This is a genomic window from Vibrio sp. JZG10 (assembly GCF_054064075.1).
Genome location: NZ_JBSUGE010000008.1, coordinates 202,080 through 225,825 on the forward strand (window position 1 = coordinate 202,080; position 23,746 = coordinate 225,825).

Consider the following 23,746-nt stretch of genomic DNA (forward strand, 5'->3'; position numbering starts at 1 on the left):
AGAAATAACATGGCTCAACTTAGCATGCGCCCATGTGGGGATTTTCGAACCACATACAAAAGTGATACGCCAATTTTTGAAACCAAAACCATAAGAAGCCTTGCGATTGCCGGTGTAATCGCCATGTTGGCAGCGCCTTTGGTATTGGATATCTATTTTCTTAACCTGTTTATTCAGATTGCGTATCTCGGTATCGCGGCGCTGGGTTTAAACATCCTAGTTGGCTTTACCGGACAAATTTCACTCGGTCATGGCGCGTTTTTTGGCTTTGGTGCCTTTGCATCGGCTTGGCTGAATAACCAGTACAACATTCCAGTCGTGTTTGCTATTCCGCTTGCGGGTTACTTAACCATGATTGTCGGGATGCTGTTTGGTCTGCCAGCCGCGCGAATTAAAGGTTTATACCTCGCGATCGCGACTTTGGCTGCGCAGTTTATTTTGGAAGATTTCTTTGCTCGCGCAGAGTGGTTCAGTGGCGGTTCATACGGTGCTGGTGCAAACCCTATCAATCTGTTTGGCTTTGAGTTTACGACCGATGAAAGCTTCTTCTACATTGCTCTGTTTGCGCTGATCTTTATGTACATGTGGGCATCGAACTTGATCCGTTCTCGTGATGGTCGTGCGTTTGTCTCGGTACGAGATCACTACCTGTCGGCAGAAATCATGGGTATCAACCTCACCAAGTATCGTCTGCTCTCATTTGGTGTGTGTGCGTTCTATGCAGGCATCGGGGGTGCACTCTACGGGCATTATTTAGGGTTCGTATCAGCAGAAGGTTTCACCATCATGATGTCTATCCAGTTCTTGGCAATGATCATCATTGGTGGCTTGGGTTCCGTCAAAGGCACATTGATGGGCACGATATTTATCGTATTACTGCCAGAAGTGTTGGAGTTTGGCGTGACGGGGTTGGCTGCGTTTAGCAATAACACTTCGTTCGTTGATGGGCTTGCTTACTTCAAAGAAATGGCGATCGGCTTGGTCATCATGCTGTTCCTTATTTTCGAACCTCAAGGGTTATCGCATCGCTGGCAACAGATTAGAGCATATTGGAAACACTATCCGTTCTCATATTAACGTGGAATTAAGTGGAATATACCTCAATAACAAGGACAACGAGTTATGAACAAAGGACATTTAGCGACAACGTTGGTGCTATCTTCGGCACTGTTTACTACCGCCACTTGGGCAAAAGACTCTGTATTTGTCGGGCAATTGGTCGACTTTTCTGGACCAACAGCCTACGTGAGTAAGCCTTATGGCTCTGGTGTACGAGACGCATTGCGCTGGATCAACCAAAACGGTGGCATTAACGGTACTGAGCTCGAATTTGAAACGGTAGACATGGCGTATAAAGTGCCAGTAGCCATTTCCAACTACAAACGTTGGGTGGCGCGTAAAGACATGGTTGCGCTACAAGGCTGGGGCACGGCAGATACCGAAGCACTCATCTCGTTTGTGACCAAAGACAAAGTCCCAGTGTTCTCTGCCTCTTATTCAGGTCACTTAACGGACCCAACCGGCAAGAACCCAAAAACCGCGAAACCAGCGCCTTATAACTTCTTCTATGGTGCGTCGTACTCAGATGCGTGTCGTGCACTAGTGAAGTGGGCGAAAGAAGATTGGGAATCAAAGGGCAACCAAGGTGCGCCGAAATTTACCCATATTGGCGATAACCACCCATTCCCGAATGCGCCAAAAGAAGCGTGTGCAGAATATGCTGAAGAGCTTGGTTTTGAGGTGCAAAACCCAGTCGTTGTGTCACTAAAACCAGGGGACTTCAAAGCACAATGTCTGTCACTCAAAGAGTCTGGCACCAACTACGGTTACATTGCCAATATCGGTAGCTCGGTAATCTCACTCGTGAAGTCTTGTAATACGGTTGGTACAGAGTTCCAGTACATGGCGAACATTTGGGGCGGTGACAAACCAGTACTTGAAGCGGCGGGCGATGGCCTTAAAGATTATGTTTTTCCTGGCATGACGGCGTTTTGGGGAGACGATAACGAAGGCATGAAACTGGTTCGTGAGATTTCTAAGCAGTCTGAATCAGAGCCTGGCGAGTTTAGAACTCACCACTACATTCGCGGCATTTGTTCTGCGTTCTACATGAAAGAAGCGATGGAGTGGGCGAAAGACAACGGTGGCATCACGGGTGAAAACATCAAGAAGGGCATGTATGTCCATGACAACTGGGTCCCACAAGGCTTAGAAGGTGTTTGTGTACCTGCGAACTGGAAGCCGGAAGATCACCGTGGCACAACAACCGTGAACGTGTTTATGGGTAACAACAACGGCGGCGCAGTCGATATTAAGAAAGTGTCTCAAGTGACATTGTCACGTCGTGACGACTGGCTAGGTTACTAATCTACGACTTATTAATAACAAAGCTTACTGAAAATAAGGATGGGTGAGAGAACACTCTCACCCTAGCAAGGAGTAGCTTGATGGCTGAATTAGCAACGAATATCGAACCGGCAGAAATACTGCTTTCAGTGAACAACATTGAAGTCGTCTACGACGAAGTAATACTAGTACTTCGCGGTGTGAGCTTAGAAGTTCCAAAAGGGCAGATTGTGACCTTACTGGGTGCCAACGGTGCGGGTAAATCCACGACGTTGAAAGCCATTTCTGGTCTGTTGAAAACCGAAGATGGTGAAGTGACGCGCGGCGAAATCAACTTCATGGGCGAGCGCATAGACAACAAAAGCCCGGAAGAGATCGTCCGTTCGGGCATCTTCCAAGTTATGGAAGGGCGCCGAATTGTTGAAGATATGACTGTAATAGAAAATCTTCGCTTAGGCGCTTACACGCGCACGGACAACGAAGTCGAGCAAGACATCGAAATGGTGTTTGATTATTTCCCTCGCCTTAAAGAGCGCACTGGTCTAGCGGGTTATTTGTCAGGTGGTGAGCAGCAAATGCTAGCGATTGGTCGTGCACTGATGGCTCGTCCAAAAATGATCTTGTTGGATGAACCTTCGATGGGGCTTTCGCCGCTGTTGGTGAAGGAGGTGTTCAGCATTATTAACAAGATTAATAAAGATCAAGGCATTACCATGCTTTTGGTTGAGCAGAATGCCAACTTTGCCCTTCAAGCGGCCGATTACGGTTACATCATGGAATCAGGCAAAATCGTACTGGATGGCAGCAAGCACGAACTGCTAAACAATGAAGATGTGAAAGAGTTCTACCTTGGCGGCGGCGATGAAGATCGCAAGAGCTTCAAGAATCTGAAATCTTACAAACGTCGTAAGCGTTGGTTATAAGGAGCAAGGATGAACGAACTATTTGATGCGAAAGAATCGTTGTCTCCGCAAGCACGAGAAGAATCACTGTTTCAACGTCTGCCAACGTTGATTGAAAATGCAAAAGCCAACAGCGAACATTATGCGGCGCATTTTGCTGAGTTAGATCCTACATTGGCGAATAATCGTGAAGGGCTTACCCAGTTTCCAATTACGCGCAAATTCAATATGCCAAACCAGCAGCAACTTAAACCGCCGTTTGGTGGTTTAAATAGTGTTGCGATTGGTCAGATGGCGCGTGTATTCCAATCACCGGGGCCGTTGTATGAGGCACAAACGGATGAGATGGATTTCTGGCGTATGGGGCGCGCGTTTCACGCGGCTGGATTTAGTGCGGGCGATTTAGTGCATAACACGCTCTCTTATCATTTCTCGCCTGGTGGATTTATTATGGATGGTGGCGCAAGAGCTTGTGGCTGCGCGGTATTTCCGGCGGGTGTAGGGAATACCGAAGCACAAATTGAAGCGATTAAACAGCTGCAGCCAACGGGTTATACGGGCACGCCTTCTTACTTGCTGACGTTGCTACAAAAGTACCAAGAACAATACGATGAGTCGCCGAGTTTTACCAAAGCGCTGGTCTCTGGTGAAGCGGTCACCGCAGACATGCAACAGGCGTTTGCGGACAAAGGCATTGCAGTCTCTCAAGCCTACGCAAGTGCTGAGCTTGGTTTGATTGCTTATCAAGTCACAGGCGAGCAAGGCTTGGTGATTGCCGAAGATATTATCGTTGAAATCGTTAATCCTGATGGCATTCCTGTACAACCGGGAGAAGTCGGTGAAGTGGTCGTGACATCGCTCGATGAGAAGTTTCCGCTGATTCGCTACGCAACGGGAGATTTATCGGCATACCTAGAAACGGGCTCGGGTTCGCCACGCACGAATGCGCGAATTAAAGGCTGGATGGGGCGTGCGGACTCAGCGGTGAAAGTGAAAGGCCTGTTTGTTTATCCGCATCAGATCCAAGAAGTCTGTCGTCGCCACGATATTAAAGGTTCTTTGAAAATTGAGCGTGATGGCTTCAACGATACCATTACTTTCTGCTGTCATGATGTTCATGTATCAGCAGAGGACATTCAAGCAACACTCCAGTCTGTCACTAAACTGAAAGGCAATGTCCAGTTTGTACCGAACCAAGCGGAGCAGCCATTAATCAATGACCTGCGCAGTTAACCCATCATTGTAAAACGAATTTATAAAAAGCTAACAACGTAAAAATCAAAGGCTAGGAGAGGGGATACCACATTGTGCTGCGTATCCCTTTCTTTTTGTGCCAGTACAATCAGGAGGGCGATAAATGAAGCAGGCACCGACCATCAATCAACAGTTTTGGGATAATTTGTTTACCCAAGGCACTATGCCATGGGATGCCAAAACCACACCTCAAGAGCTAAAAGCTTACCTAGAAAAAGCGCTTAGTGGCCGCCAATCTGTTTTTATCCCCGGTTGTGGCGCTGCGTATGAACTCTGCTCTTTTATTCAATATGGGCATGACGTGATCGCGATGGATTACAGCCAACAAGCAGTAAAAATGGCGCAATCGATGTTGGGCAAGCACAAAGATAAAGTCGTGCTGGGGGATGTATTTAACGCTGACTCTACGCACTCATTTGATGTGATTTACGAGCGTGCCTTTCTTGCTGCACTACCGAGAGACCAGTGGCCAGATTACTTTGCTATGGTGGATAAATTGCTGCCAAGAGACGGTTTGTTAATTGGTTATTTCGTTATAGATGATGATTACCACTCTCGCTTCCCTCCATTTTGTTTGCGAAGTGGGGAGTTGGCGCAATATTTTGAACCAACGTTTACACTTATTGAATCTTCAACCGTTACAAATAGTGTGGATGTATTTAAAGGTAAGGAGTATTGGATGGTGTGGCAGAAGTGTTAGTCGCTTTTAATCTTTTTGAAGAAGTATTCGCGGAAACTTTCTGGCTCTTTTTTAATCGCTGAAAAGTAAGTCACAAATGTATGATATTTGGTCGATGCCATGAGCCAGAGAGCGATAATAGGAAAAAGTACAAAACTAACAAAAAAAAGTTTATGTTCATCTTCAAGAAGGAATAGGCCAAGAGCGTAAACAAGGAACTGAAAGTAAATATTGATTAAGTTGATTTCTGCCGCTTTAGGTTTGCCTCTAACAATCATCATGTTTGGGATAACAAGCAGTAGAGTCATGATCCCAGCAAAAGAAAAGTTTAGAGCCAAGAAAGCATCAGTTGTTAAGTGCTCAGACGACTGGTCAATCAATATTGCCAGCAACGTTACTGCCATGCCGCCTCCCATCATAATCAAGGTAATGACTGCCACGCCAACAAGAAAAACCCAAATAGAAAGGTAATGGTTGTCAAAAAACTCTTCTGCCTTCAATCTCTTAAACCTCATCGATACATACTGTGAAATAACAGAGGTTACTTCACTCTATTCCTGTTGAGGGGATACTCACATAGAAAGAATACGTATGTAAAATATCAATAAGCGTTAGTTTTAAAGGCGGGAGTTACCCCCATAATAGGTCGAAAGGTATTTCAGAATGGCTTCGCGATCATCACCCGGCAGTTCATCCATCCCTTGTTCTTCAATCATCCAGTCTAAGGTTTCATCCCATCTTTGTCGGCTTAATCCTTGCTGCGTGACCATGTGTAAAGAGTGACTGGCCGACATACTGCTGCGACGATTTCCATATTCTCTCCTGGCGCTAATATCCCATCACCAGCTGATTTGACCTCCATTTCAGATGAAGCAGTATTCCAATCTGGTGGCGTAGGGTTTTGGGTTGCTAGCCATGCAATGATTGCGGCTCGCGCCCCCGGGTCTTTTACGCCGGGAAAGACCATGTTTGTGCCCGGAGCAAACTCCGGTGGTGACGCCAAAAAAAGCATCCAGTTTTTCTGCGTCCCATTGACCTTGATGCTGTTTGATGGCTTCGCTGTAATTGAAGCCTGTAAAGCCGGCAATATCACGCTCTGCTAAGCCCCAAAGAGGCAGCACCACAAACACTTTCTCCATTTTTCAAACTGGTGACAAGCTTTACACACCATCGCTTGCTGTTCGCCTGCGGCTATCAACTCGTCATTGTTTGCTAGGGCTGAGTAACTTAACAGCGCGAGAAGAGTAAACGAGAGCGGGAAAACCCGCTTATTTAAGGATGTTGCTTTCACTGTTATTCCCCCTTCATGTTTAACCCTTAACAATCAGCGCGATTCGGTGGAAGGTGTTGTTGAGGTAACCTTTCGGGTTCCATGCGATAGCAAAAGGTTGGCCCACCTCTTGGTCATCAGTCGCCTTTGCCCCAACTTCGTAGTAGCCCGCTTGGGGGAATGTCACTTTGGCGTTGAACGTCTGCCAAGCGCTGTCATTGGCTGGGGCTGCGAGTTCGGCATCCATCCATGTTGCGCCAAAATCAATCCTTTCTCGCTGCACTACCGAGAGACCAGTGGCCAGATTACTTTGCTATGGTGGATAAATTGCTGCCAAGAGACGGTTTGTTAATTGGTTATTTCGTTATAGATGATGATTACCACTCTCGCTTCCCTCCATTTTGTTTGCGAAGTGGGGAGTTGGAGGGTTATCTAGAACCGACGTTTAAGCTTGTGGAATCCTCAGTGGTGGCAAACAGTGTTGAGGTTTTTAAAGGTAGGAGCGCTGGATGGTGTGGCAGAAAAGTTGCCGTATTTAAACGCTATGGCATCAAATAATGAATACAAAATCAGCGTCACATAATGCATCTTTTAAAGACAATTATTCTTGTGGTAACGATAAGTGTTGTGAATTGGCGAAGTTGCGAGAAATGTGGATCATGTCCTTTGAAAACATAAGGATATATAATATGGATAAATCATTTTCTCTCATCGATAAGCCTACCTTCTTAGGCTCACTCTTTCTTTTACTCAGCGTCGTTATACCTTTAATTTTATTTCCCACACAAGGTGCGGATTGGATAGCTTCGGCCAAATTTTTCATGACCGATAAGCTTGGTGTGTTATACCTCGCACTGGGTATCGCAGCAATGTGTTTTATGATTTACACCGTGTTCAGCGATCTTGGCCAAATCAAACTTGGTGAAGCCGACGAGCAACCAGAATTTGGTAACGCCTCATGGGCTGCAATGCTATTTTGTGGAGGTATTGGCGCAAGTATTCTGTATTGGGGGTGTATCGAATGGGCATACTACTATCAATCACCTCCATTTCAGTTGGAAGCAGGCAGTGAAGAAGCCATTCGCTGGGCCGCGACTTATGGTCTGTTTCACTGGGGACCGATCGCTTGGTCAATTTACCTTATTCCTGCTCTGCCTATCGCTTACTTCTTTTATGTACGCAAACAACCTGTTTTGAAAATCTCTAGTGCGTTAATGCCTGTATTAGGAGAAAAGCGCGCAAACGGTGGTATTGGCAAGTTTATCGATGTGCTGTTTATTTTTGGTATGTTGGGTGGCGCGGCGACTACGCTTGGCTTAGCAGCGCCTCTTATCAACGGTGGTCTACATCATATCTTCGGTCTTCCAAACAATACCTTCAGCCAAGTGGCTGTATTACTTCTCTGTACTGCGATTTTTGGTTACTCCGCGTATGCAGGGCTTGAGAAGGGGATCAAATTCCTTAGTAACATTAACTTCTGGGGTGCGATGGGCTTGTTACTCTTTGTACTTGCCGTTGGGCCAACCGTGTTCATGTTAGAAACGGGCTTAGATTCTATTGGTCGTATGTTGTCTAACTTCTTTGTTATGGCAACTTGGGCGGAGCCGTTTGGTGGTTATGGTGAGTTTACAGATACACACTTCCCGCAAGACTGGACTATTTTCTACTGGGCATGGTGGTTGGTCTTTGCTCCTTGCATGGGATTGTTTGTTGCGCGTATCTCGCGTGGAAGAACGATCAAACAGATGGTCGTAGGTTCGATATTTTACGGTTCTTTAGGTTGTTTCTTATTCTTCATTGTTTTAGGTAACTACGGGTTATCGTTGCAATTGACGGGTGAGCTTGATGTCATCGCAATCCTCAACGAATCGGGCGCACCGGCGGCTATTTTTGCAACGTTAGATACACTACCGTTAGGGCCAATCGTTATTGGTGTTTTTACACTGTTGTGTATCATTTTTACGGCGACTTCGTTTGACTCTATCTCGTACATTCTTGCGTCTGTGGTTCAAAATGATGTGACGGAAGAACCGATGCGCTGGAACCGTTTGTTCTGGGCGTTTACTTTGTCTTTTCTGCCAACCGTCCTAATGTTCATGGGAGGTTTATCGACATTACAAACCGCTGCGATCGTGGGAGGTTTACCATTGCTAGTTATCTCGGTGATGTTGATGGTGTCCTTTGTTCGCGCGGCGAGCCTAGATATTAAACATCAAGCAGAATACGAAGAGCCAACCATTAACATTGAAGAACTGCCGGAAATTGACCCTTGGTCAACAGAGGGAATGGCTTTGGCGAAATTTGAGCGCTTTAAAGACTTAGCTCAACAGGCGGCTGAAGAAGAGCGCGAAGCAATGGCAGCCCTGATGAGCATGCGTAAGAGAATTCGCGCATTTGCCTTAGAGCACAGCTGTGAATCTGGGTTTTCGGACCATCATTTACCAGAAGAGATGCAAACAGAGCTACAGCAACTAACCGAAGCGCTTGAGTTGGCTCAACAGAAGAAACAAGAACTGTCTGAACAAGCCCAAGAATCTCGAATGGAATTTAATCATGTGTTATTAGGCGGCGCGTCGGCAGGTTTAGCAACGTCGCAGGCTTGAGAACAGACACACAAGAGCCGAGTACAAACTCGGCTCTTTTTTATGTGGATATCTTACAGTTAAAGATTCTGCTCAGTCAGTGTTAATGCTTATACTATTTTAGGTTGACCATCTGATGCGGTGGCACCGCCGTCTACAGGTAGGTTTACACCATTAATGAAAGATGCGTCATCACTTGCCAAGAAAGTCACGACGGACGCAATTTCTTCAGGTTCGGCGGCTCGGCCGAGCGCAATGCGCTCATTGAATTTATCGCGGATTTCCTGCGGCCAGCCGTTCGTCATGTTGGTTTTTACTAAGCTTGGGCATACTGCGTTAATTCTTACGCCCTCCGCACCATGGTCCAATGCCATCGCTCTAGTAAGGTTGACCACAGCGCCTTTACTCGCGCAATAGAATGCGGCACCCCAGTCACCACCCAAACCAGAAACGGACGCGGTATTCACCATACAACCTTTCGTTTTTAAGAGTTCAGGTAACGCAAACTTCGCGCAATAAACGACACCATCAATGTTTACACCAGAGATCTTCTTCCAGTCTTCCACACGACCTTCAATCACGGAACCTGGGACATGTACACCAGCATTGTTTACTAAAATATCCAGTTTACCGAAACGGGTAACAATATCAGAAATCAGTGCTGCGACTTTGTCTGGATCAGAAACATCAATGGAATGCGCAGACACACGCTGTTTATCAAAGCCCTCAACGGCGTTTGCCAACTGCTCTTCATTCCAATCGGCAAGAGCGACGTTTGCGCCTTCTTCATACAAACGTTTTGCGATGGCCAAACCAATACCATTGGCAGAACCAGTGACGAGTGCGACTTTATTTTTTAATCCTCTCATGCGATTTCTCCTTCGAAACTTACAAAAACGGGATCTTGATTTTTCTCTGTGCGCGGCAACATCAGTTTGTCGTTGTCGCTGTAATCTACGGGGATAGCCACCACTGCTGGTCCTTCAACGTCCATGGCTTTATTCAATGTCGGTAGCAATTCGTGTTGACTAGTCACTGCGAAGCCTTTCGCGCCAAATGATTCGGCGTAGGCCTTGAAATCAATTGGTCCAAATTTCACACCAGAGCAGCGCTGATATTTGTTGATCTCTTGCATTTCTACCATGTTGTAGGCGTTATCAACCCACACAATATGGACGATATTGCAGTTCAGTCTAACCGCGGTTTCTAACTCCATGCTCGATTGCATAAAACCGCCGTCTCCCGATATCGATACCACTTTGCTACCAGGTTTTAGTAGGCTGGCACCAATGGCCCATGGTAGTGCAACGCCCATTGTTTGTTGGCCGTTAGACACCAGCATTTGGCGAGCTCGAAAACAGCTTAAGTAACGAGCGATCCAGATGTGGAAGCTCCCCATATCAAGGCATAGCGTGGTATCTGGTGTGATGATAGATTGCATGGCTTTAATTAGCGCCAGTGGATGAAACCCTTGCTTGTTATAGACATTGGGATAAGCCTTGATCACTTGCCGTTGCAGTGCTACCTCTTCCAGTACTGAAAGTGCCGTTGGGGAAAGGCGAGCATATTCAGAGATATAGCTGCCCATTTTGTCTAATGACTGCGCAATGTTTCCGACGATTTCAACACAAGGTTGATAATTAAGTTGGTATTCTGCTGGTTCAATATCGAGGTGAATCACTGGGTTGCGGTGGCTGTTCCAAAGCTCAGGGTCATACTCTATTGGGCTAAAGCCGATGGTGAGAATTAAATCGGCGTCCCGCAGTAAAACATCGCTAGGTTGGTTATTAAACAAACCGACACGCCCAGCAAAGTGATGATAGTAATTGATGTCTACCGTGCCGGCGGCCTGGTAAGTGCCGACAACGGGTAGCTGCGTATTTTGAAGAAATCGGGCGATAGCAGCAGCGTTTTGACTGCGGCTCGCGTAAAGGCCAAGTAAAACCACGCAGCGCTTTGCTTTACTGATTCGACTGACCGCTTCTTCGATTGCTGCGATGTCTGCGCAACCAGGCTGTGTGTAAGGCGAGGGGACAATAATGTCCGTTTGGGTTTGCTCGGATAAAACATCTTGGGGGAGACTCAAAAAGCAAGCCCCAGGACGACCTGACTCTGCGATACGAAATGCGTTCGCCATGATCTCGCTTGCGGCGTCCACATGCTGCACTTCAGCACTGAACTTGGTTATAGAGCGAAAAATACTGACGGTATCCATGCTCTGGTGTGTTTGTTTTTGCTGGTCAGTTCGTTTCACCGCACCACCGATAGCAATCAGCGGATCGCCTTCGGAGTTTGCTGTTGCCACCCCCGTAACTAGATTTCCACAGCCAGGGCCTGACGTAACCATTGTGACGCCTGCTTTGCCGGTTAGTCTTCCCATAACGCCCGCCATAAATGCGCCGTTAGCCTCGTGACGTACAGGAATCATTTGGATGTTAGTGTCTTCAATCGCATCAAACAGTCGATCGATTTTTGCACCGGGAATACCGAAAATGTACTTAATGCCGAGAGACTCTAGCTGTTGAGCGATCAACTGAGCTCCATTTTTATTTGAAGGTTTGGATTGCATTTGTTGTCCTTATTATTTGCCTGACTTTGTTACTTTTCCGCCTTTTCTATAGCGGTATTTATATCTTCCGGAGCCAAATTGGCGTTGAGAAAGTCTGTCGATACTGGTGTATCAATCACTAGCCGCGAGACTTTGCCAATCTGGAGAAATCCTGACGAAATGCTGTAATCCTGAATATGACCACCTCCTTGGCGGTCATCGGTAATAAAGTGTTCGTGATAGCCGGGTACATTGATGCCAGTCGTATATTTAGGACTACGAAAGCCAGCGACCACGCCTTGCTTATGCGTGAAGCGGAATGTTGGTTGTTCTTTGACCACTTCAAGCATTGGCCGATAAGGGCGTGTTTGTTTAGGTACGGTGCGAGTACGAACTGAATCGAAAACGCCATCAATGCGCACTGCGCAAAATAGGTTGTCACTTGGAACCATGTCGTCTATGAGGCTATGGACTTCATGACGTGACATGCGCGATGTCAGTGGCAGCTCGATATCAGGCTTAAAAAAAGTCATGACAGCAAAGGGCGTTTTTTGCGCTAGGTCTGCCGGGTTTGCGGAGCCATCCGACTTGAGTTGAAAAACTTCCTTATCAAAAGCAATCAACTCACCATCCAATTCATTGAACGTACCTAAACCAAAATCCCCATGTTTCAGCAGTTCTTCTATGGTTGTTGAGCCTTCGTAAACACCAGCGATCAAAGCACTCATTAACGAAGTCTGATAAATCTCACCATCTCCGGTAACGTGATGGTATTCAGAAAATTCTTTCGCTACTTCAAGCGAACAAGCACATAGAGGGTTATAAAATCCACGCATGAGTAAGACCAGTTATGCAATGAAGAGTATATTTAGATTGACTTCTACACGGTGCTAAATCCAATATAAAAAAGATTTATTTTGATATGGAAAATATATGGAATTTCGCTACCTGAAGTATTTTGTCGCGGTCGCCGAGACTCGTCACTTTACCCGAGCCGCTGAACAGTTAGGGATTGCGCAACCTCCTTTAAGTCAACAAATCAAAAAGTTAGAGTACGAGCTTGGTGTGGACCTATTTAAGCGCTTGTCTAGAGGGGTAGAACTGACCCATGCTGGGCAAGTCTTCTATACGGATGCGGTAAATATTCTTGCTGATGTGGAACGCGCTAAAGCAAAAGCCCGACAGATTGCCCGTGGTGAAAATACGCAGGTTAAAATCGGGTTCGCAACGTCAACATCAACCTGCATTAAGGTATTAGAGAGGGTGGGGCGTATTCAAGAGAATGGGGTTCATTTACAGGCGGCGGAACTGTCAATGCCAGAGCTTGCCGCTCAGTTAAAAAGCAAACAACTTGATCTCGCAATCATGCGGCTACCTTGTTACGCCAGTGAGCCTTTTGAGCACAAGGTGTTGTTTAACGACCCTTTTGTCGCGGTGATTCCGGCGGGGCACGAACTGGCAAAATATCCCTGTATCCAGATGAAACAGTTGAGAGGCCATAAAATTTTACTGTTTCCACGAGAGACTGGACCTGCATTGTTTGATGGCATGAGCACACTTTTTGCCGACGCAGGAGTAAGGCTCGAACCACAGTTCGCAGCACCGCAACTTCGTACGACGATCGCCATGGCGCAGGCAGGGCTAGGTATTGCTCTCGTTCCGCGCTCACTGGCTGAACATCTCGATGATTCCGCGACAGTCGCCGAGATTGATGATATCCCCCTAACCAGTCGTGTTGTCGTTGCTTGGGAGGCGTCTAATCTCAATAAGCTGGCGTTAAAAGTAGTCACGAACATCAGTCATGTTGAGGCTTAAAGATGAGTTATCGAACTGGCTCTGATAGCCCCAGGCAAATGTGATACTCTCCCTCGTTATATGCAAAGCTATGCTTTGGTTGAATAGACAAATCTTACTCAACGAATAGAACTTACTGAGGGTGTACCAATGATATACGCTGCGGTCTTTGATATGGACGGGTTGCTGATTGATTCAGAACCTTTGTGGAAGGAAGCTGAAAAGCAGGTGTTTTCATCAGTTGGCGTCCAAGTGACCGAAGTATTATCAAAGCAGACTGCGACGATGACGACAGGTGAAGTAACAAGGTTTTGGTATGAACGTAATCCTTGGCAAGAAAAGAGCCTAGAGGAAGTAGAGAATGCTGTTGTGGATAAAGTGGAGGCATTAATAATTGAAAAAGGATGCGAATTAGAGGGTGTTACAGAAACACTCAAATTGCTTAAGGAAAAAGGGTTTAAGATAGGATTGTCTACTAATTCACCTTATCAACTCATTCCCATCATTTTGAACAAACTCGGTATTGCCAGTTACTTTGACGCGATATCATCGTCAGACGATGTAGAACAGGGCAAGCCAGAGCCAGATGTCTACCTTTCAACAATCAATAAACTAGGTGTAGATTCAAGTAACTGTATTGCCTTTGAAGACTCTTATTCGGGTATGCTTGCGGCAACACGAGCAAACATAAAAACAGTCGTGATACCTCAACCTGATAAGTTCTACCAAGAGTTTAATGAAGCCAGTCTAAAGCTGCAAAAGCTATCAGAGTTTAATGAAAGCCATTTGGCGAGTTTAATGGACTTGAGTTTGAGAGCAACAATTGCACCAACACCGTATGAAAGTTTTTAGAAGAAGGACTTGATTGTGAACAGTCGGTCGCTGAAAAAATACCTACTGCCAATGTTCTTATTGGTTTTACCTATAGAATCATTCGCAAAAGATACGACTATGTTGGACGAGCTCAATAATCGATTTGTTACATTTGAAAGGCGATTTGATGATTGTATCAACTCTTCTTCTCAAAATGATGTGAGTGAAAATATTGTCGATAAGATTCAAGCGCTTAATATTGATTTTGAAATTTCTGTTGGCTATTTATACAAACAATCACTTTATTTATGCTCTGATAATGAATTCGGTGAGTTAGCAAGGATTATCATGATAATTGAAACCTCCGATAATGATGGATTGCAATTATCAAAGGCAAAAGCTAGTCAAATTAGAAAGCTACTTTTTAGCAAAGTGGATTTACGTTTAGAGTCGAAGTTTCAAAGTTTACCGCAAGATAAAAAGGAAGCATTACTGAACCTTGCGAAAAAGCTTGAACCTTTTGATCTCGTAAGCATGCATGAACGACTGCAGGCAATGTAGACTTATGAAAGAGTGTTTTGAGTAGATTCTTAACGCTTGGCTTTATCATTAAGATTGAGTATTAGGTTCAACGCCTCTAGCTCTTACACAAGATCTAGAGGCTTCCATTTTTTATTGACTTAAAAGTGCCGAGCTAAGATTTTAACCCTGCAGCGGTCATCATGGCGCGAAACAGCATTGATACGAACCCCAGAGCTAGCACACTGGCCGCCCAGATCCCAATCATCCATGCCCACTGGCGACACCAATTTTTGATTTTCATAATCACTCCTCATTAACTCGTTAATGGTACGCTTCGCCTTCTTTCACTTTTCCAGAGAAGACGTAGTAACTCCAAAAGGTGTAAGCCAGAATTATCGGGATGATGATCACCGCTCCAACGAGCATAAAGCGCTGACTGCTTGCAGGAGCCGCTGCTTCCCATATTGATATGCTAGGAGGAATGATATTTGGCCAGATACTGATGCCAAGCCCTGCGAACCCGAGAATCACGATCACCAATGCCATCACGAAAGGGCTGCGCTCTTTACGCTTTTTAACGGAGTCGGCAATCTTCAAACATACCAGCCCAGTAATGACAGGTACGGGCAATAAGTAGAACAAATTAGGCAGAGAAAACCATCTTTCCGCAATGGCAGGGTAAGCAAGTGGGGTCCAAGCGCTCACAATGACTAATGCGGAGATCATCGCCAGTAGTGTTTTGTTAGTGAAGCGGTACATCGTGTTTTGCAGTGCACCTTCCGTTTTCATGATGAGCCATGTGCTACCAAGCAGTGCGTACGTTGCGACTAAACCCAAACCACAAAAGATGGGAAAAGGGGTGAGCCAGTCTAGTTGGCTACCTACGAAAACGCGGTTTTCCACCGCAAAGCCTTGAATTACCGCGCCAACAACGATGCCTTGGAAAAACGTGGTTAAAATCGAGCCGACCATAAAAGAGCGATCCCAGAACTTTAAGTGGTTTTCCAATGCTTTAAAGCGAAACTCAAACGCTACGCCACGAAAGATCAAAGCAATCAACATCAACGTCAAAGGGATGGTTAGCGCTTCAATAATTACCGCGTAAGCCATCGGAAAAGCGCCAAATAGAGATGCGCCTCCAAGAACAATCCAAGTTTCGTTGCCGTCCCAAACTGGCGCGACACTGTTGACCATGACGTCTTTTTGTTTTTCATCCTTGATGAAGGGCATCAGTATTCCAATACCCAAATCGAAGCCATCCATGATGATGTACATCAAAGTGGCAAAAACGATGATCGCGAACCAAATCACGGATAAATCAAAATGCATATTCTCTACCTTCACTTTGTGACAAATTCTAAATGCGGCCTGAAACGGTCGTCATGTCGTGCTCATCGTGTTCGATTGCATCGGGGCCTTTCTTGATTTGGTGGATCATGTAGTAATACCCAAAACCAAACACCAAGCTGTACACAACAAGGAAACACAGCAGGCTGATGCTCATTTGTAGGTCTCCGTGTGCAGAAACCGCATCACGCGTTTTTTGTACGCCATACACGACCCAAGGCTGCCGCCCAACCTCTGTCGTAAACCAGCCAGCGAGTATCGCAATAAGACCAGATGGCCCCATAAATAATGAAAACTTGAGGAACCAACGCGAGGTATAAAGCGTGTTCTTTTTTCGTAACCACATGCTGTAGAAGCTTTGAAAAATCATTAGGAGTCCTAGCCCGACCATGATTCGAAATGACCAAAAGACGATAGGTGAGTTCGGTCGTTCCTCTTTCGGGAAGTCTTTCAGCGCCGGGATTGGCTCAGTTAAACTGTGGCGTAGGATCAAACTTCCTAGAACAGGAATTTCTAAGGCATAGTCTGTGCGTTCTTGTTCCATGTTTGGCATGCCGAACAAAATCAATGGGGTTGGTTTGCCATCACTGTTATCCCAATGCCCTTCGATGGCAGCGATTTTGGCGGGCTGGTATTCTAAGGTGTTTAGCCCGTGTACATCGCCAATCACGGCTTGGAGTGGCGCAAGGAACACTAAGATCCCGAGCGACATCGAAAACATCGTTTTTACCGCAGTCGTTTGATTGCCTCTCAATAAATGCCAAGCGGCTGACGCGCCTACAAAGAGTGCTGAACTGACGAAAGCCGCGACGCTCATGTGCGCCAAACGATAAGGAAATGAAGGATTGAAAACGATAGCAAACCAGTCGGTTGGTACCACGCGTCCGTCGACAATTTCATAGCCTTGTGGCGTTTGCATCCAACTGTTGGAGGCGAGAATCCAGAAGGTCGAAATGATCGTGCCTAACGCCACCATCGAGGTTGCAAAAAAGTGCAGCTTTTCGCCGACGCGACGCCAACCAAATAGCATCACGCCAAGAAATCCAGCTTCGAGAAAGAAAGCCGTTAACACTTCATAAGTCAGTAATGGGCCAGTGATAGAACCAGCGAAGTCGGAGAAACCACTCCAGTTGGTGCCGAATTGATAGGCCATGACAAGACCAGATACAACGCCCATCCCAAAGTTAACTGCAAAAATTTTCGACCAGAAGTGATAGAGCTTTTGGTAATCGGGATTACGTGTTTTTAGCCATAAGCCTTCCAGCACGGCGAGATAGGTGGCCAAACCTATGGTGATAGCGGGGAAAATAATATGAAAGGATACCGTAAAGGCGAACTGTATCCGTGCAAGCATAAATGCGTCGAGGCCAAACATTAAACTTCCTTTGATCTTTTAAGTTTTATGAGAGAGCTATTTTAAAAGGAGCGGAATGAGGGAAGTAGGTACAGACAGTGACTATAAACCTATAACAGATTAAATATTGAAGTGTTATTATTTTGCATTCGGCTTTATGGAAGGGGATTTGCGTTTGGCGAAGTATCAAGAGTTAGTGGAACAGCTTAAAAGGCAGATAAAATCGGGGATATGGCACCCGGGTGACAAACTGCCTTCTCTGCGTCGCCAATCTGAACACTCGGGTTTGAGCTTGATGACGGTATTGCACGCTTATCAAATTCTGGAATCTCAAGGCTGGGTCACCTCACAGCCGCGCTCTGGTTATCGAGTCGCTCCCAATATTAAGAGTTCAAATGAACCCCAAGCGCCAGCCGCGGTTTCGTGGACAGAGCAGGTAGACATCAATGAGTTTATATTTGATGTGCTGCAGGCGAGTAAAAATCCATCCATGATCAATTTTGGCTTTGCCTATCCAGATCCAAGTTTGTACCCACGCTATCACGTGAATCGGGCGATGAGCGCAGCCGCTCGCAATATGCCGATTTCCACCACCTTTGATAACTTACCTCCAGGAAACGAACAATTACGCACCATCATCGCGAAGCGTTATGCTGCGAAAGGCATTGAAATTTCACCCGATGAAATTGTCATTACGGCAGGCGCGCTGGAGGCGTTAACGCTCAGTTTGCAAGCCTGCACAAGACCGGGAGATTGGGTGGTTGTGGAGTCGCCTGCATTCTATGGCGCATTGCAATCCTTAGAGCGGTTAGGTTTGAAAGCGCTCTCAGTAAGAACAGACCCAGTCACGGGTATTGACCTAGATTCATTGGAACGAGCGCTGCAAACACACGATGTGAAAGCATGTTGGCTGATGTCGAACTTCCAAAATCCTCTGGGTTTTACGCTCTCCAACGAGAAAAAACAAAAGCTGATTGAACTGACACAGCGATATAACGTGCCAGTGATTGAAGATGATGTGTACAGCGAACTGCATGCCGGGAATGACTCGGTTTACCCACTAAGAATGTTTGATGACACGGGCAATACCATGTTGTGCTCCTCGTTTTCAAAATCATTAATCGCAGGGCTACGTATTGGTTGGGTTGCGGCGGGAAAGCGGGCGCTAGAGGTACAAAAGTTACAGTTAATGAGTACGTTAGCGACGAGTGCACCAGTACAAATGACATTGGTGCACTATTTAACAAGCCGCAATTATGAATCGCATTTGAAGCAGTTACGGAAAAAGCTGTTTGAACGTAAAAGTAAGATGACGGATCGGCTTAGTGAGCTGTTACCTGAAGAAGTCAAAGTGTTAAGCCAAAGCGGCGGGTACTTTATTTGGTTAGAGCTTCCCAAGCATATCGACGCCTTGCAGATATATCGAGAAGCGCTAAAAGACAATATCAGCATCGCACCGGGAAAGATGTTCAGCCTGACAGAACAATACGATCACTGTATTCGTCTTAACGCTTCTTTTGAGCTCAATGACAAATACGTCCATGCTCTCAATCTGCTTGCCAACATTATTCGCGAACATTTGGCAAAATAGCGACTTTCTTCAGTTTTTTGGTTTAATGGAGCGCGCCGGATTTCCAGCAACTCGATCGCCTGGCGCAACATCTTTGGTTACGACAGAGCCAGCGCCGACGACGGCCTCATCGCAAATGGTCACGCCTGGCAGTATGATTGCGCCCCCACCAATCCAAACGTTATTGCCGATTTTGACCGGTTTGGCGATCTCATCTCCGGCTAAGCGTCTTTGTGTATCGAGTGAATGAGCGGCTGTGTAAATTTGCACTCTAGGCCCAATCATGACGTTCGCACCAATCTCAACCTGTCCATTGTCCAGAATAATGGCATCCCAGTTGATGTAGGTGTTTTCCCCGATGGACAAGTGACAACCGTAGGTAAGTTGAAGCGGTGGCTCTATACAGGCGCTGTTTTCTAATTGGACGCCCATTTCCGCCAATAGTTGTCTACGGATATCTGGGTTTGGCTCGTGGTTAAATTGGAAGACAAGCTGCGCAGTGTTGGCGCGCATTAGCTTTAGTTCTTCATCCAGGCAATTATAGGTTTCTCCAGAGCGCATCCGAGTCAGTTCTGACATAACAATCATTCCATTAATGGTTTGCAGTTGAGGCCACAATGATAAGTGAGTGTTTCAGTCAATAGGGGATTTTTATTATAAAATCAGAGGCTTATCACTGATTTATATTCAATAGGTTAGTTTTGAGTAAGCACTCGTTAAGAGTCATTCAAATAGAGGAGTGAAGTGAATTGGGTGAGTTCCTTTTAGCAGGGGAGGAAAGTATAGATTGGATGTTGCTTTCCTCTCCACAGCTTGATTTGGAGCATTTATTGGCTGTCCCACATCACTTCGCATTCTTCTTTAATAGCCGATTTTAAAAGCTCAATAAGTGGAAATGCTCTGCGTCCTAAACTGACCGTTTGTTCCTCTTGCTCCTCATCTTCTTCCATTGCTTGACTGTTGTTCTGCTCTATCGCTTCTTGTGCTGCGAGAGCGGAGGTCAATCTAGATAGAGCATCAGGGATGTCTTGAGCGGAAATTGACCCTGGTACTGAGCCACTATGCCCCATCATTTTGATCATCTTTATCGCAATATCGCCAAACATAGTGACGTTCGAGTGGCTATGGCAACGAAATGTAATAAGCATTTACCTGCTCCTGTTGTAGGTGTTCATTTGAGTATAAATGGTATCTGAGACACGAGGCAATTTAATCCGATAATTCGCAATCTTTCAGATAGCTATCTATCTTTAACGAAAGACAAACATAAGGAGATGATTTTGTTGAACTCCCAACTAAAGACGTTGATTTGGCGGCTTCACAAGCGAATATTTACGTTGCTTATGGTGTTATGCACATGGTCACCTTCTGTCGTTGCTCAACCTTCCATTGTTTTTGGTGTCGTACCGCAACAGTCGGCGACCAAACTAGTGCAACAATGGCAGCCATTACTGCAACGCTGGGGAGATCTTGCTGGCGTTGAGATTAAGTTTGCCACGGCACGTGATATTCCCACGTTCGAAGCACGCTTGATGGCTGGAGCCTACGACATTGCATACATGAACCCATATCACTTTACGTTGGTGAATCAAAACCCAGGTTATACGGCTTTATCAAGAGCGAAGAATAAGCGCATCACAGGCATTATTGTAGCAAGGCGAGGGAAGTCGGTTTCCCTTGATGAGCTGCAAGACAAGACCATCGCTTTTCCTGCCCCACGAGCATTTGCTGCTTCTATCATCACACAATCAGAGTTGGCGCGGAAAGGCATCAAGTTTACGCCTAAATACGTCGGTTCGCACGACTCAGTCTATTTGGGGGTACTTAAAGGTTTGTACATTGCTGGTGGTGGCGTGAAGCGTACCTTTGAGAGCTTACCGAGTGAAATAAAAGACCAACTTAGCATCATTTATACAACTGCTGGTTATACGCCTCATGCTATTGCGGTTTCAAATAATGTCGATGAAGAGATTACTCTTGCCTTACGAAAGGCAATTTCGCAACTTAATGACGATCCAAAAGCACAGGAGAGTTTTACTTTACTCAACATTGACGGGTTACAGCTTGCACAAGACCAAGATTGGCAAGATGTTGTTCAATTGGGAATCTCAAGATAAATGGTTGTCCTATGACGCTGCGTTCGAAAACGATACTTGGCATTGCTCTTATTGAGGCCCTTGCGCTCGGTGTACTCATCATTAGTGGGCTTAATTGGTTGGAAAGTTCCAACGAGACTAGCCTCGAGGTTGGGAGCCAACACTTGGTGAGTGTATTTGCTCAGGCGTCGAGAGATGCGGTGATTGCGACGGACTTAGCCTATCTAGACAGTTTTGCTCGCTCTGTCGTGAGTGAGCGCGAGCTGGCTTATATTCGTATTGTTAACCAAGATGGCGTCGAGCTGACGCTACAGGGGGATTACAGCGGTGTTGATACTGGTGTGAGACCGTTTGATGTGACCGATGGAGTTTACGATGTTGCGCAAGAGATTACTCTTGGAGAGCAGACTTTCGGTAAGGTTGAAATGGGTGTGAATGTTGAACATGTACATCAAGTTCTTTCATTTGCGACTCAAGCAAGTTTGGTTATCGCCTTTATTGAAATGTCGCTGGTGGCCATGTTTTCGTATGCTCTCGGTAGCTATTTGATGAAGCGGCTCGATCTTCTTCGTACTGGGGTAATCAAGGTTTCACAGCAAGGTCCGGGTTCGCAAATTTCGATTTCAGGCAATGACGAAGTTACACGTGTTGGCGAAGCGTTTAACCAAATGTCACGCTCTTTAGCGCAAGCGCAAACTAAACTTCAGCAAGAGCATCAAACCCAGCAACAGTTATCGGCCAAAATATCGCAGCTTGCTGAGGTTGCTGAACATGCGCGTGATACCATTATCATTACTCACCCTGACGGCACTATTGCATGGGTAAACCCTGCGTTTGAACAGCTAACCGAATATACGTTGGAAGAAGTTATTGGCAAATCGCCGGGCGAGTTACTCCAAGGGCCAGACACAGATCCAAATACGGTGGCATTGCTCTCAAACAGTGTCCGTAAGCACTCTCCTATTAGGGTTGAAATACTCAACTATACCAAGTCGAAGCACCCGTATTGGGTCGAGTTGGAGCTCTCTCCTGTGTTTGATGAAGATGGCGGGCTGTTACGTTTTATTGCGGTAGAGCGTGACATCACCGACAGGCGCAGGATGGAGAGGCGTCTGTCGTCTGCTTTAGATAAATCGAAAAAGGCGATGCAAGCCAAATCGGAATTTTTGGCGAACATGAGCCATGAGATTCGCACCCCAATGAACGCGATCATGGGGATCAGCGAGATATTGCTTGAGAACGAAAACCGTCGAGAGCCAAGGGAGTTATTGCTCCTGCTGCACAAATCTGCCAATAACCTTGTGACCATCATTAACGACATCCTCGACTACAGCAAAGTAGAAGCGGGCAAGTTGACGTTAGTTGAAGAGGAGTTTGACTTGCGTTCACTCGTCGAGAGCTGCACCGCTTTGTGTGCCTATCAGGCGGATAAAAAGAACCTCAAGTTGTTGGTTGATATGCCATTGGCCATGAATACGGTCGTGGTCGGTGATAAAGGTCGGATTAATCAAATCTTGCTTAACTTGATCGGTAATGCGGTGAAATTCACAGATGAAGGCCATGTGCTACTCAAAGTCAGAGAAAGTGAGCACGGTTTTGATTTTTCCGTGAGTGATACGGGCATTGGTATTCCCGAAAATCGATTGGCTCATATTATGGATAAGTTTGAGCAGGTCGATACCTCCGCGACAAGACGCCATGAAGGTACAGGCTTGGGGTTGGCAATCTCAAAACGTTTGATCAGCATGTACAACGGCGAGCTTTGTGTGCATTCAGATTTTGGAAAAGGGTCGTGTTTTAGCTTTAGTTTGCAGTTGCCTAAGCAAAGTCAGCTTCTTTCCGATCCGATAGAGCTGAGTGCAAATCGACTATTGTTTATTGATGATTATCAACCGCGCGTGCAACACTTGATACATTTAGCTCAAGAGATTGGCATTGAAGTTACTCATGCCAACGATTGGTCAACTGCGCAGTCTTTGGGTAAAAAATTGGATGGTTTTGATCGTATCCTCGCGAGTGTAAACAATGCTCAAGATAGAGATGAGCTCTATGAGCTTGATGCGACAGAATCCGCTGCCAAACGGGTACTGTTCCTTGCACCTTGCGTGATGGAGGAAGGGCAGGCATGGTCGTGCGAGCGGGATCGTTTATTGCCGCAACCGGTCACGCAGCATAAACTGCAAGCTCTGTTTTCTACTAAGACACAAAAGCGTCGAGAACTTGCCTCAGATGAGAATCCTGACTTTTCTAGCCTGCACCTATTAGTCGCAGAAGACAGCCATATCAATCGAATATTGATTGAAAAAATGTTGCAAGACACAGGTGTTAAACTGACGTTGGCGGAAGATGGTGTTGAAGCCGTTGAACTTTATAAACAGCTTTCTCCGGACTTGGTGATTACCGATATTTCTATGCCAAACAAAGATGGTTTTGGCGTGACAAAAGACATTCGTGAGTTACAGGAAAGTGGTGCGTTTCCTTGGTGTCCAATCGTCGCGTTTTCCGCACATGCGATGCAAGAGCAGCAACAAAAAAGTATCGCATTAGGTATGGATGATTACCTGACAAAACCAGTTCAGAAAAGTGATTTGCTTAATATGATTGCGAAGTGGGGATGCCACACCCTTGCAGAGGAAAAGCACGCCTCTGTTTAGTGTTTCGGTTAGATT

At 45.9% G+C, this 23,746-nt stretch carries 22 protein-coding genes and 2 pseudogenes; 13 read left to right on the forward strand and 11 right to left on the reverse strand.

Features of this window, described 5'->3' with window-relative positions; translation table 11 throughout:
• The first annotated feature begins 9 nt into the window (after positions 1 to 9).
• The 5 genes from ACWYVB_RS11425 to ACWYVB_RS11445 all read left to right on the forward strand — a co-directional run bounded on the left by ACWYVB_RS11425 (position 10) and on the right by ACWYVB_RS11445 (position 5,202).
• Positions 10 to 1,077: a branched-chain amino acid ABC transporter permease gene (locus tag ACWYVB_RS11425; RefSeq protein WP_317410413.1), complete on the forward strand. Its 1,068-nt coding sequence runs from the start codon at positions 10 to 12 to the stop codon at positions 1,075 to 1,077.
• Positions 1,078 to 1,122: 45 nt separating this feature from the next.
• The gene (locus ACWYVB_RS11430) at positions 1,123 to 2,367 is read left to right on the forward strand and encodes an ABC transporter substrate-binding protein (protein ID WP_006741059.1); all 1,245 of its coding nucleotides are present in this window, start codon (positions 1,123 to 1,125) and stop codon (positions 2,365 to 2,367) included.
• A gap of 80 nt (positions 2,368 to 2,447) precedes the next feature.
• Positions 2,448 to 3,269 (forward strand): ABC transporter ATP-binding protein, encoded by an 822-nt coding sequence (locus ACWYVB_RS11435; protein WP_005392594.1) that lies wholly within the window; start codon positions 2,448 to 2,450, stop codon positions 3,267 to 3,269.
• A 9-nt stretch (positions 3,270 to 3,278) separates the two neighbouring features.
• On the forward strand, positions 3,279 to 4,481 hold the full coding sequence (locus ACWYVB_RS11440) for a phenylacetate--CoA ligase family protein (RefSeq protein WP_074190534.1): 1,203 nt from the start codon (positions 3,279 to 3,281) through the stop codon (positions 4,479 to 4,481).
• Positions 4,482 to 4,605: 124 nt separating this feature from the next.
• Positions 4,606 to 5,202: a methyltransferase domain-containing protein gene (locus ACWYVB_RS11445; protein WP_457528998.1), complete on the forward strand. Its 597-nt coding sequence runs from the start codon at positions 4,606 to 4,608 to the stop codon at positions 5,200 to 5,202.
• Here ACWYVB_RS11445 and ACWYVB_RS11450 read toward each other — a convergent pair.
• From ACWYVB_RS11450 to ACWYVB_RS11460, 3 genes and pseudogenes are all read right to left on the reverse strand, one after another.
• Positions 5,199 to 5,681 (reverse strand): hypothetical protein, encoded by a 483-nt coding sequence (locus ACWYVB_RS11450; RefSeq protein ID WP_104970585.1) that lies wholly within the window; start codon positions 5,679 to 5,681, stop codon positions 5,199 to 5,201. The two genes, ACWYVB_RS11445 and ACWYVB_RS11450, sit on opposite strands and share 4 nt — an antisense overlap.
• A gap of 117 nt (positions 5,682 to 5,798) precedes the next feature.
• A pseudogene (locus ACWYVB_RS11455) lies at positions 5,799 to 6,472 on the reverse strand (c-type cytochrome).
• A gap of 19 nt (positions 6,473 to 6,491) precedes the next feature.
• Positions 6,492 to 6,716 (reverse strand): annotated as a pseudogene (locus ACWYVB_RS11460) (molybdopterin containing oxidoreductase); the annotation flags it as partial.
• Between ACWYVB_RS11460 and ACWYVB_RS11465 the strand changes: the two are divergent.
• Both ACWYVB_RS11465 and ACWYVB_RS11470 read left to right on the forward strand, forming a co-directional pair.
• The gene (locus ACWYVB_RS11465; protein WP_250157835.1) at positions 6,701 to 7,009 is read left to right on the forward strand and encodes a TPMT family class I SAM-dependent methyltransferase; all 309 of its coding nucleotides are present in this window, start codon (positions 6,701 to 6,703) and stop codon (positions 7,007 to 7,009) included. The pseudogene ACWYVB_RS11460 and the gene ACWYVB_RS11465 overlap by 16 nt on opposite strands.
• 131 nt (positions 7,010 to 7,140) lie before the next feature.
• Entirely contained in the window at positions 7,141 to 9,054 is a 1,914-nt protein-coding gene (locus ACWYVB_RS11470) for a BCCT family transporter (RefSeq protein ID WP_048624916.1), read from the forward strand.
• A gap of 89 nt (positions 9,055 to 9,143) precedes the next feature.
• On the opposite strand, the gene ACWYVB_RS11475 is transcribed toward ACWYVB_RS11470, so the two are convergent.
• Genes ACWYVB_RS11475 through budA form a run of 3 tightly spaced genes read right to left on the reverse strand, consistent with a single transcriptional unit; the run spans position 9,144 to position 12,417 of the window.
• Positions 9,144 to 9,902 carry a meso-2,3-butanediol dehydrogenase gene (locus ACWYVB_RS11475; RefSeq protein ID WP_317410415.1) on the reverse strand — a complete coding sequence of 253 codons (759 nt, stop codon included), beginning with the start codon at positions 9,900 to 9,902 and terminating at the stop codon, positions 9,144 to 9,146.
• Positions 9,899 to 11,602 carry an acetolactate synthase AlsS gene (gene alsS / locus ACWYVB_RS11480; protein ID WP_317410416.1) on the reverse strand — a complete coding sequence of 568 codons (1,704 nt, stop codon included), beginning with the start codon at positions 11,600 to 11,602 and terminating at the stop codon, positions 9,899 to 9,901. The genes ACWYVB_RS11475 and alsS overlap by 4 nt, the downstream gene beginning before the upstream one ends.
• Before the next feature lie 29 nt (positions 11,603 to 11,631).
• Positions 11,632 to 12,417: an acetolactate decarboxylase gene (gene budA, locus ACWYVB_RS11485; protein WP_005373273.1), complete on the reverse strand. Its 786-nt coding sequence runs from the start codon at positions 12,415 to 12,417 to the stop codon at positions 11,632 to 11,634.
• Between the two features lie 97 nt (positions 12,418 to 12,514).
• On the opposite strand from budA, the gene ACWYVB_RS11490 reads away from it, so the two are divergent.
• From ACWYVB_RS11490 to ACWYVB_RS11500, 3 genes are all read left to right on the forward strand, one after another.
• Positions 12,515 to 13,396, forward strand: coding sequence for a LysR family transcriptional regulator (locus tag ACWYVB_RS11490; RefSeq protein ID WP_152814136.1), 882 nt, complete (start codon positions 12,515 to 12,517; stop codon positions 13,394 to 13,396).
• A 153-nt stretch (positions 13,397 to 13,549) separates the two neighbouring features.
• Entirely contained in the window at positions 13,550 to 14,227 is a 678-nt protein-coding gene (hxpB, locus tag ACWYVB_RS11495) for a hexitol phosphatase HxpB (protein WP_317410418.1), read from the forward strand.
• 15 nt (positions 14,228 to 14,242) lie between these two features.
• Positions 14,243 to 14,749 carry a hypothetical protein gene (locus ACWYVB_RS11500; RefSeq protein WP_031780268.1) on the forward strand — a complete coding sequence of 169 codons (507 nt, stop codon included), beginning with the start codon at positions 14,243 to 14,245 and terminating at the stop codon, positions 14,747 to 14,749.
• Between the two features lie 133 nt (positions 14,750 to 14,882).
• On the opposite strand, the gene ACWYVB_RS11505 is transcribed toward ACWYVB_RS11500, so the two are convergent.
• Genes ACWYVB_RS11505 through ACWYVB_RS11515 form a run of 3 tightly spaced genes read right to left on the reverse strand, consistent with a single transcriptional unit; the run spans position 14,883 to position 17,432 of the window.
• Positions 14,883 to 15,011 (reverse strand): DUF2474 domain-containing protein, encoded by a 129-nt coding sequence (locus ACWYVB_RS11505; protein WP_005392582.1) that lies wholly within the window; start codon positions 15,009 to 15,011, stop codon positions 14,883 to 14,885.
• Positions 15,012 to 15,031: 20 nt separating this feature from the next.
• Positions 15,032 to 16,039 (reverse strand): cytochrome d ubiquinol oxidase subunit II, encoded by a 1,008-nt coding sequence (gene cydB / locus ACWYVB_RS11510; RefSeq protein WP_317410419.1) that lies wholly within the window; start codon positions 16,037 to 16,039, stop codon positions 15,032 to 15,034.
• A 28-nt stretch (positions 16,040 to 16,067) separates the two neighbouring features.
• Positions 16,068 to 17,432 (reverse strand): cytochrome ubiquinol oxidase subunit I, encoded by a 1,365-nt coding sequence (locus ACWYVB_RS11515; RefSeq protein ID WP_025526204.1) that lies wholly within the window; start codon positions 17,430 to 17,432, stop codon positions 16,068 to 16,070.
• Positions 17,433 to 17,586: 154 nt separating this feature from the next.
• Between ACWYVB_RS11515 and ACWYVB_RS11520 the strand changes: the two genes are divergently transcribed.
• Positions 17,587 to 19,002: an aminotransferase-like domain-containing protein gene (locus ACWYVB_RS11520; protein ID WP_074190710.1), complete on the forward strand. Its 1,416-nt coding sequence runs from the start codon at positions 17,587 to 17,589 to the stop codon at positions 19,000 to 19,002.
• A gap of 9 nt (positions 19,003 to 19,011) precedes the next feature.
• Here the strand turns inward: ACWYVB_RS11520 and ACWYVB_RS11525 are convergent, their stop codons facing one another.
• Together ACWYVB_RS11525 and ACWYVB_RS11530 are read right to left on the reverse strand one after the other, a co-directional pair.
• Entirely contained in the window at positions 19,012 to 19,560 is a 549-nt protein-coding gene (locus ACWYVB_RS11525) for a sugar O-acetyltransferase (protein WP_074190546.1), read from the reverse strand.
• A gap of 248 nt (positions 19,561 to 19,808) precedes the next feature.
• Positions 19,809 to 20,129 (reverse strand): DUF1840 domain-containing protein, encoded by a 321-nt coding sequence (locus ACWYVB_RS11530; RefSeq protein ID WP_031427956.1) that lies wholly within the window; start codon positions 20,127 to 20,129, stop codon positions 19,809 to 19,811.
• Positions 20,130 to 20,261: 132 nt separating this feature from the next.
• Between ACWYVB_RS11530 and ACWYVB_RS11535 the strand changes: the two genes are divergently transcribed.
• On the forward strand, positions 20,262 to 21,098 hold the full coding sequence (locus ACWYVB_RS11535) for a phosphate/phosphite/phosphonate ABC transporter substrate-binding protein (protein WP_264912309.1): 837 nt from the start codon (positions 20,262 to 20,264) through the stop codon (positions 21,096 to 21,098).
• An 11-nt stretch (positions 21,099 to 21,109) separates the two neighbouring features.
• Complete coding sequence (locus ACWYVB_RS11540) at positions 21,110 to 23,731, forward strand: hybrid sensor histidine kinase/response regulator (protein ID WP_256936480.1); 2,622 nt, start codon at positions 21,110 to 21,112, stop codon at positions 23,729 to 23,731.
• Positions 23,732 to 23,746 lie beyond the last annotated feature (15 nt).

Bases quoted from the DNA above. Each gene is read 5' to 3' on its own strand.
- alsS (WP_317410416.1), bottom strand. From the start codon at position 11,602: ATGCAATCCAAACCTTCAAATAAAAATGGAGCTCAGTTGATCGCTCAA.
- ACWYVB_RS11465 (WP_250157835.1), top strand. From the start codon at position 6,701: ATGTTGCGCCAAAATCAATCCTTTCTCGCTGCACTACCGAGAGACCAG.
- budA (WP_005373273.1), bottom strand. From the start codon at position 12,417: ATGCGTGGATTTTATAACCCTCTATGTGCTTGTTCGCTTGAAGTAGCG.
- ACWYVB_RS11425 (WP_317410413.1), top strand. From the start codon at position 10: ATGGCTCAACTTAGCATGCGCCCATGTGGGGATTTTCGAACCACATAC.
- ACWYVB_RS11475 (WP_317410415.1), bottom strand. From the start codon at position 9,902: ATGAGAGGATTAAAAAATAAAGTCGCACTCGTCACTGGTTCTGCCAAT.
- ACWYVB_RS11435 (WP_005392594.1), top strand. From the start codon at position 2,448: ATGGCTGAATTAGCAACGAATATCGAACCGGCAGAAATACTGCTTTCA.
- ACWYVB_RS11445 (WP_457528998.1), top strand. From the start codon at position 4,606: ATGAAGCAGGCACCGACCATCAATCAACAGTTTTGGGATAATTTGTTT.
- ACWYVB_RS11470 (WP_048624916.1), top strand. From the start codon at position 7,141: ATGGATAAATCATTTTCTCTCATCGATAAGCCTACCTTCTTAGGCTCA.
- ACWYVB_RS11490 (WP_152814136.1), top strand. From the start codon at position 12,515: ATGGAATTTCGCTACCTGAAGTATTTTGTCGCGGTCGCCGAGACTCGT.
- ACWYVB_RS11515 (WP_025526204.1), bottom strand. From the start codon at position 17,432: ATGTTTGGCCTCGACGCATTTATGCTTGCACGGATACAGTTCGCCTTT.
- ACWYVB_RS11430 (WP_006741059.1), top strand. From the start codon at position 1,123: ATGAACAAAGGACATTTAGCGACAACGTTGGTGCTATCTTCGGCACTG.
- ACWYVB_RS11540 (WP_256936480.1), top strand. From the start codon at position 21,110: ATGACGCTGCGTTCGAAAACGATACTTGGCATTGCTCTTATTGAGGCC.
- hxpB (WP_317410418.1), top strand. From the start codon at position 13,550: ATGGACGGGTTGCTGATTGATTCAGAACCTTTGTGGAAGGAAGCTGAA.
- ACWYVB_RS11530 (WP_031427956.1), bottom strand. From the start codon at position 20,129: ATGCTTATTACATTTCGTTGCCATAGCCACTCGAACGTCACTATGTTT.
- ACWYVB_RS11525 (WP_074190546.1), bottom strand. From the start codon at position 19,560: ATGTCAGAACTGACTCGGATGCGCTCTGGAGAAACCTATAATTGCCTG.
- ACWYVB_RS11505 (WP_005392582.1), bottom strand. From the start codon at position 15,011: ATGAAAATCAAAAATTGGTGTCGCCAGTGGGCATGGATGATTGGGATC.
- cydB (WP_317410419.1), bottom strand. From the start codon at position 16,039: ATGCATTTTGATTTATCCGTGATTTGGTTCGCGATCATCGTTTTTGCC.
- ACWYVB_RS11440 (WP_074190534.1), top strand. From the start codon at position 3,279: ATGAACGAACTATTTGATGCGAAAGAATCGTTGTCTCCGCAAGCACGA.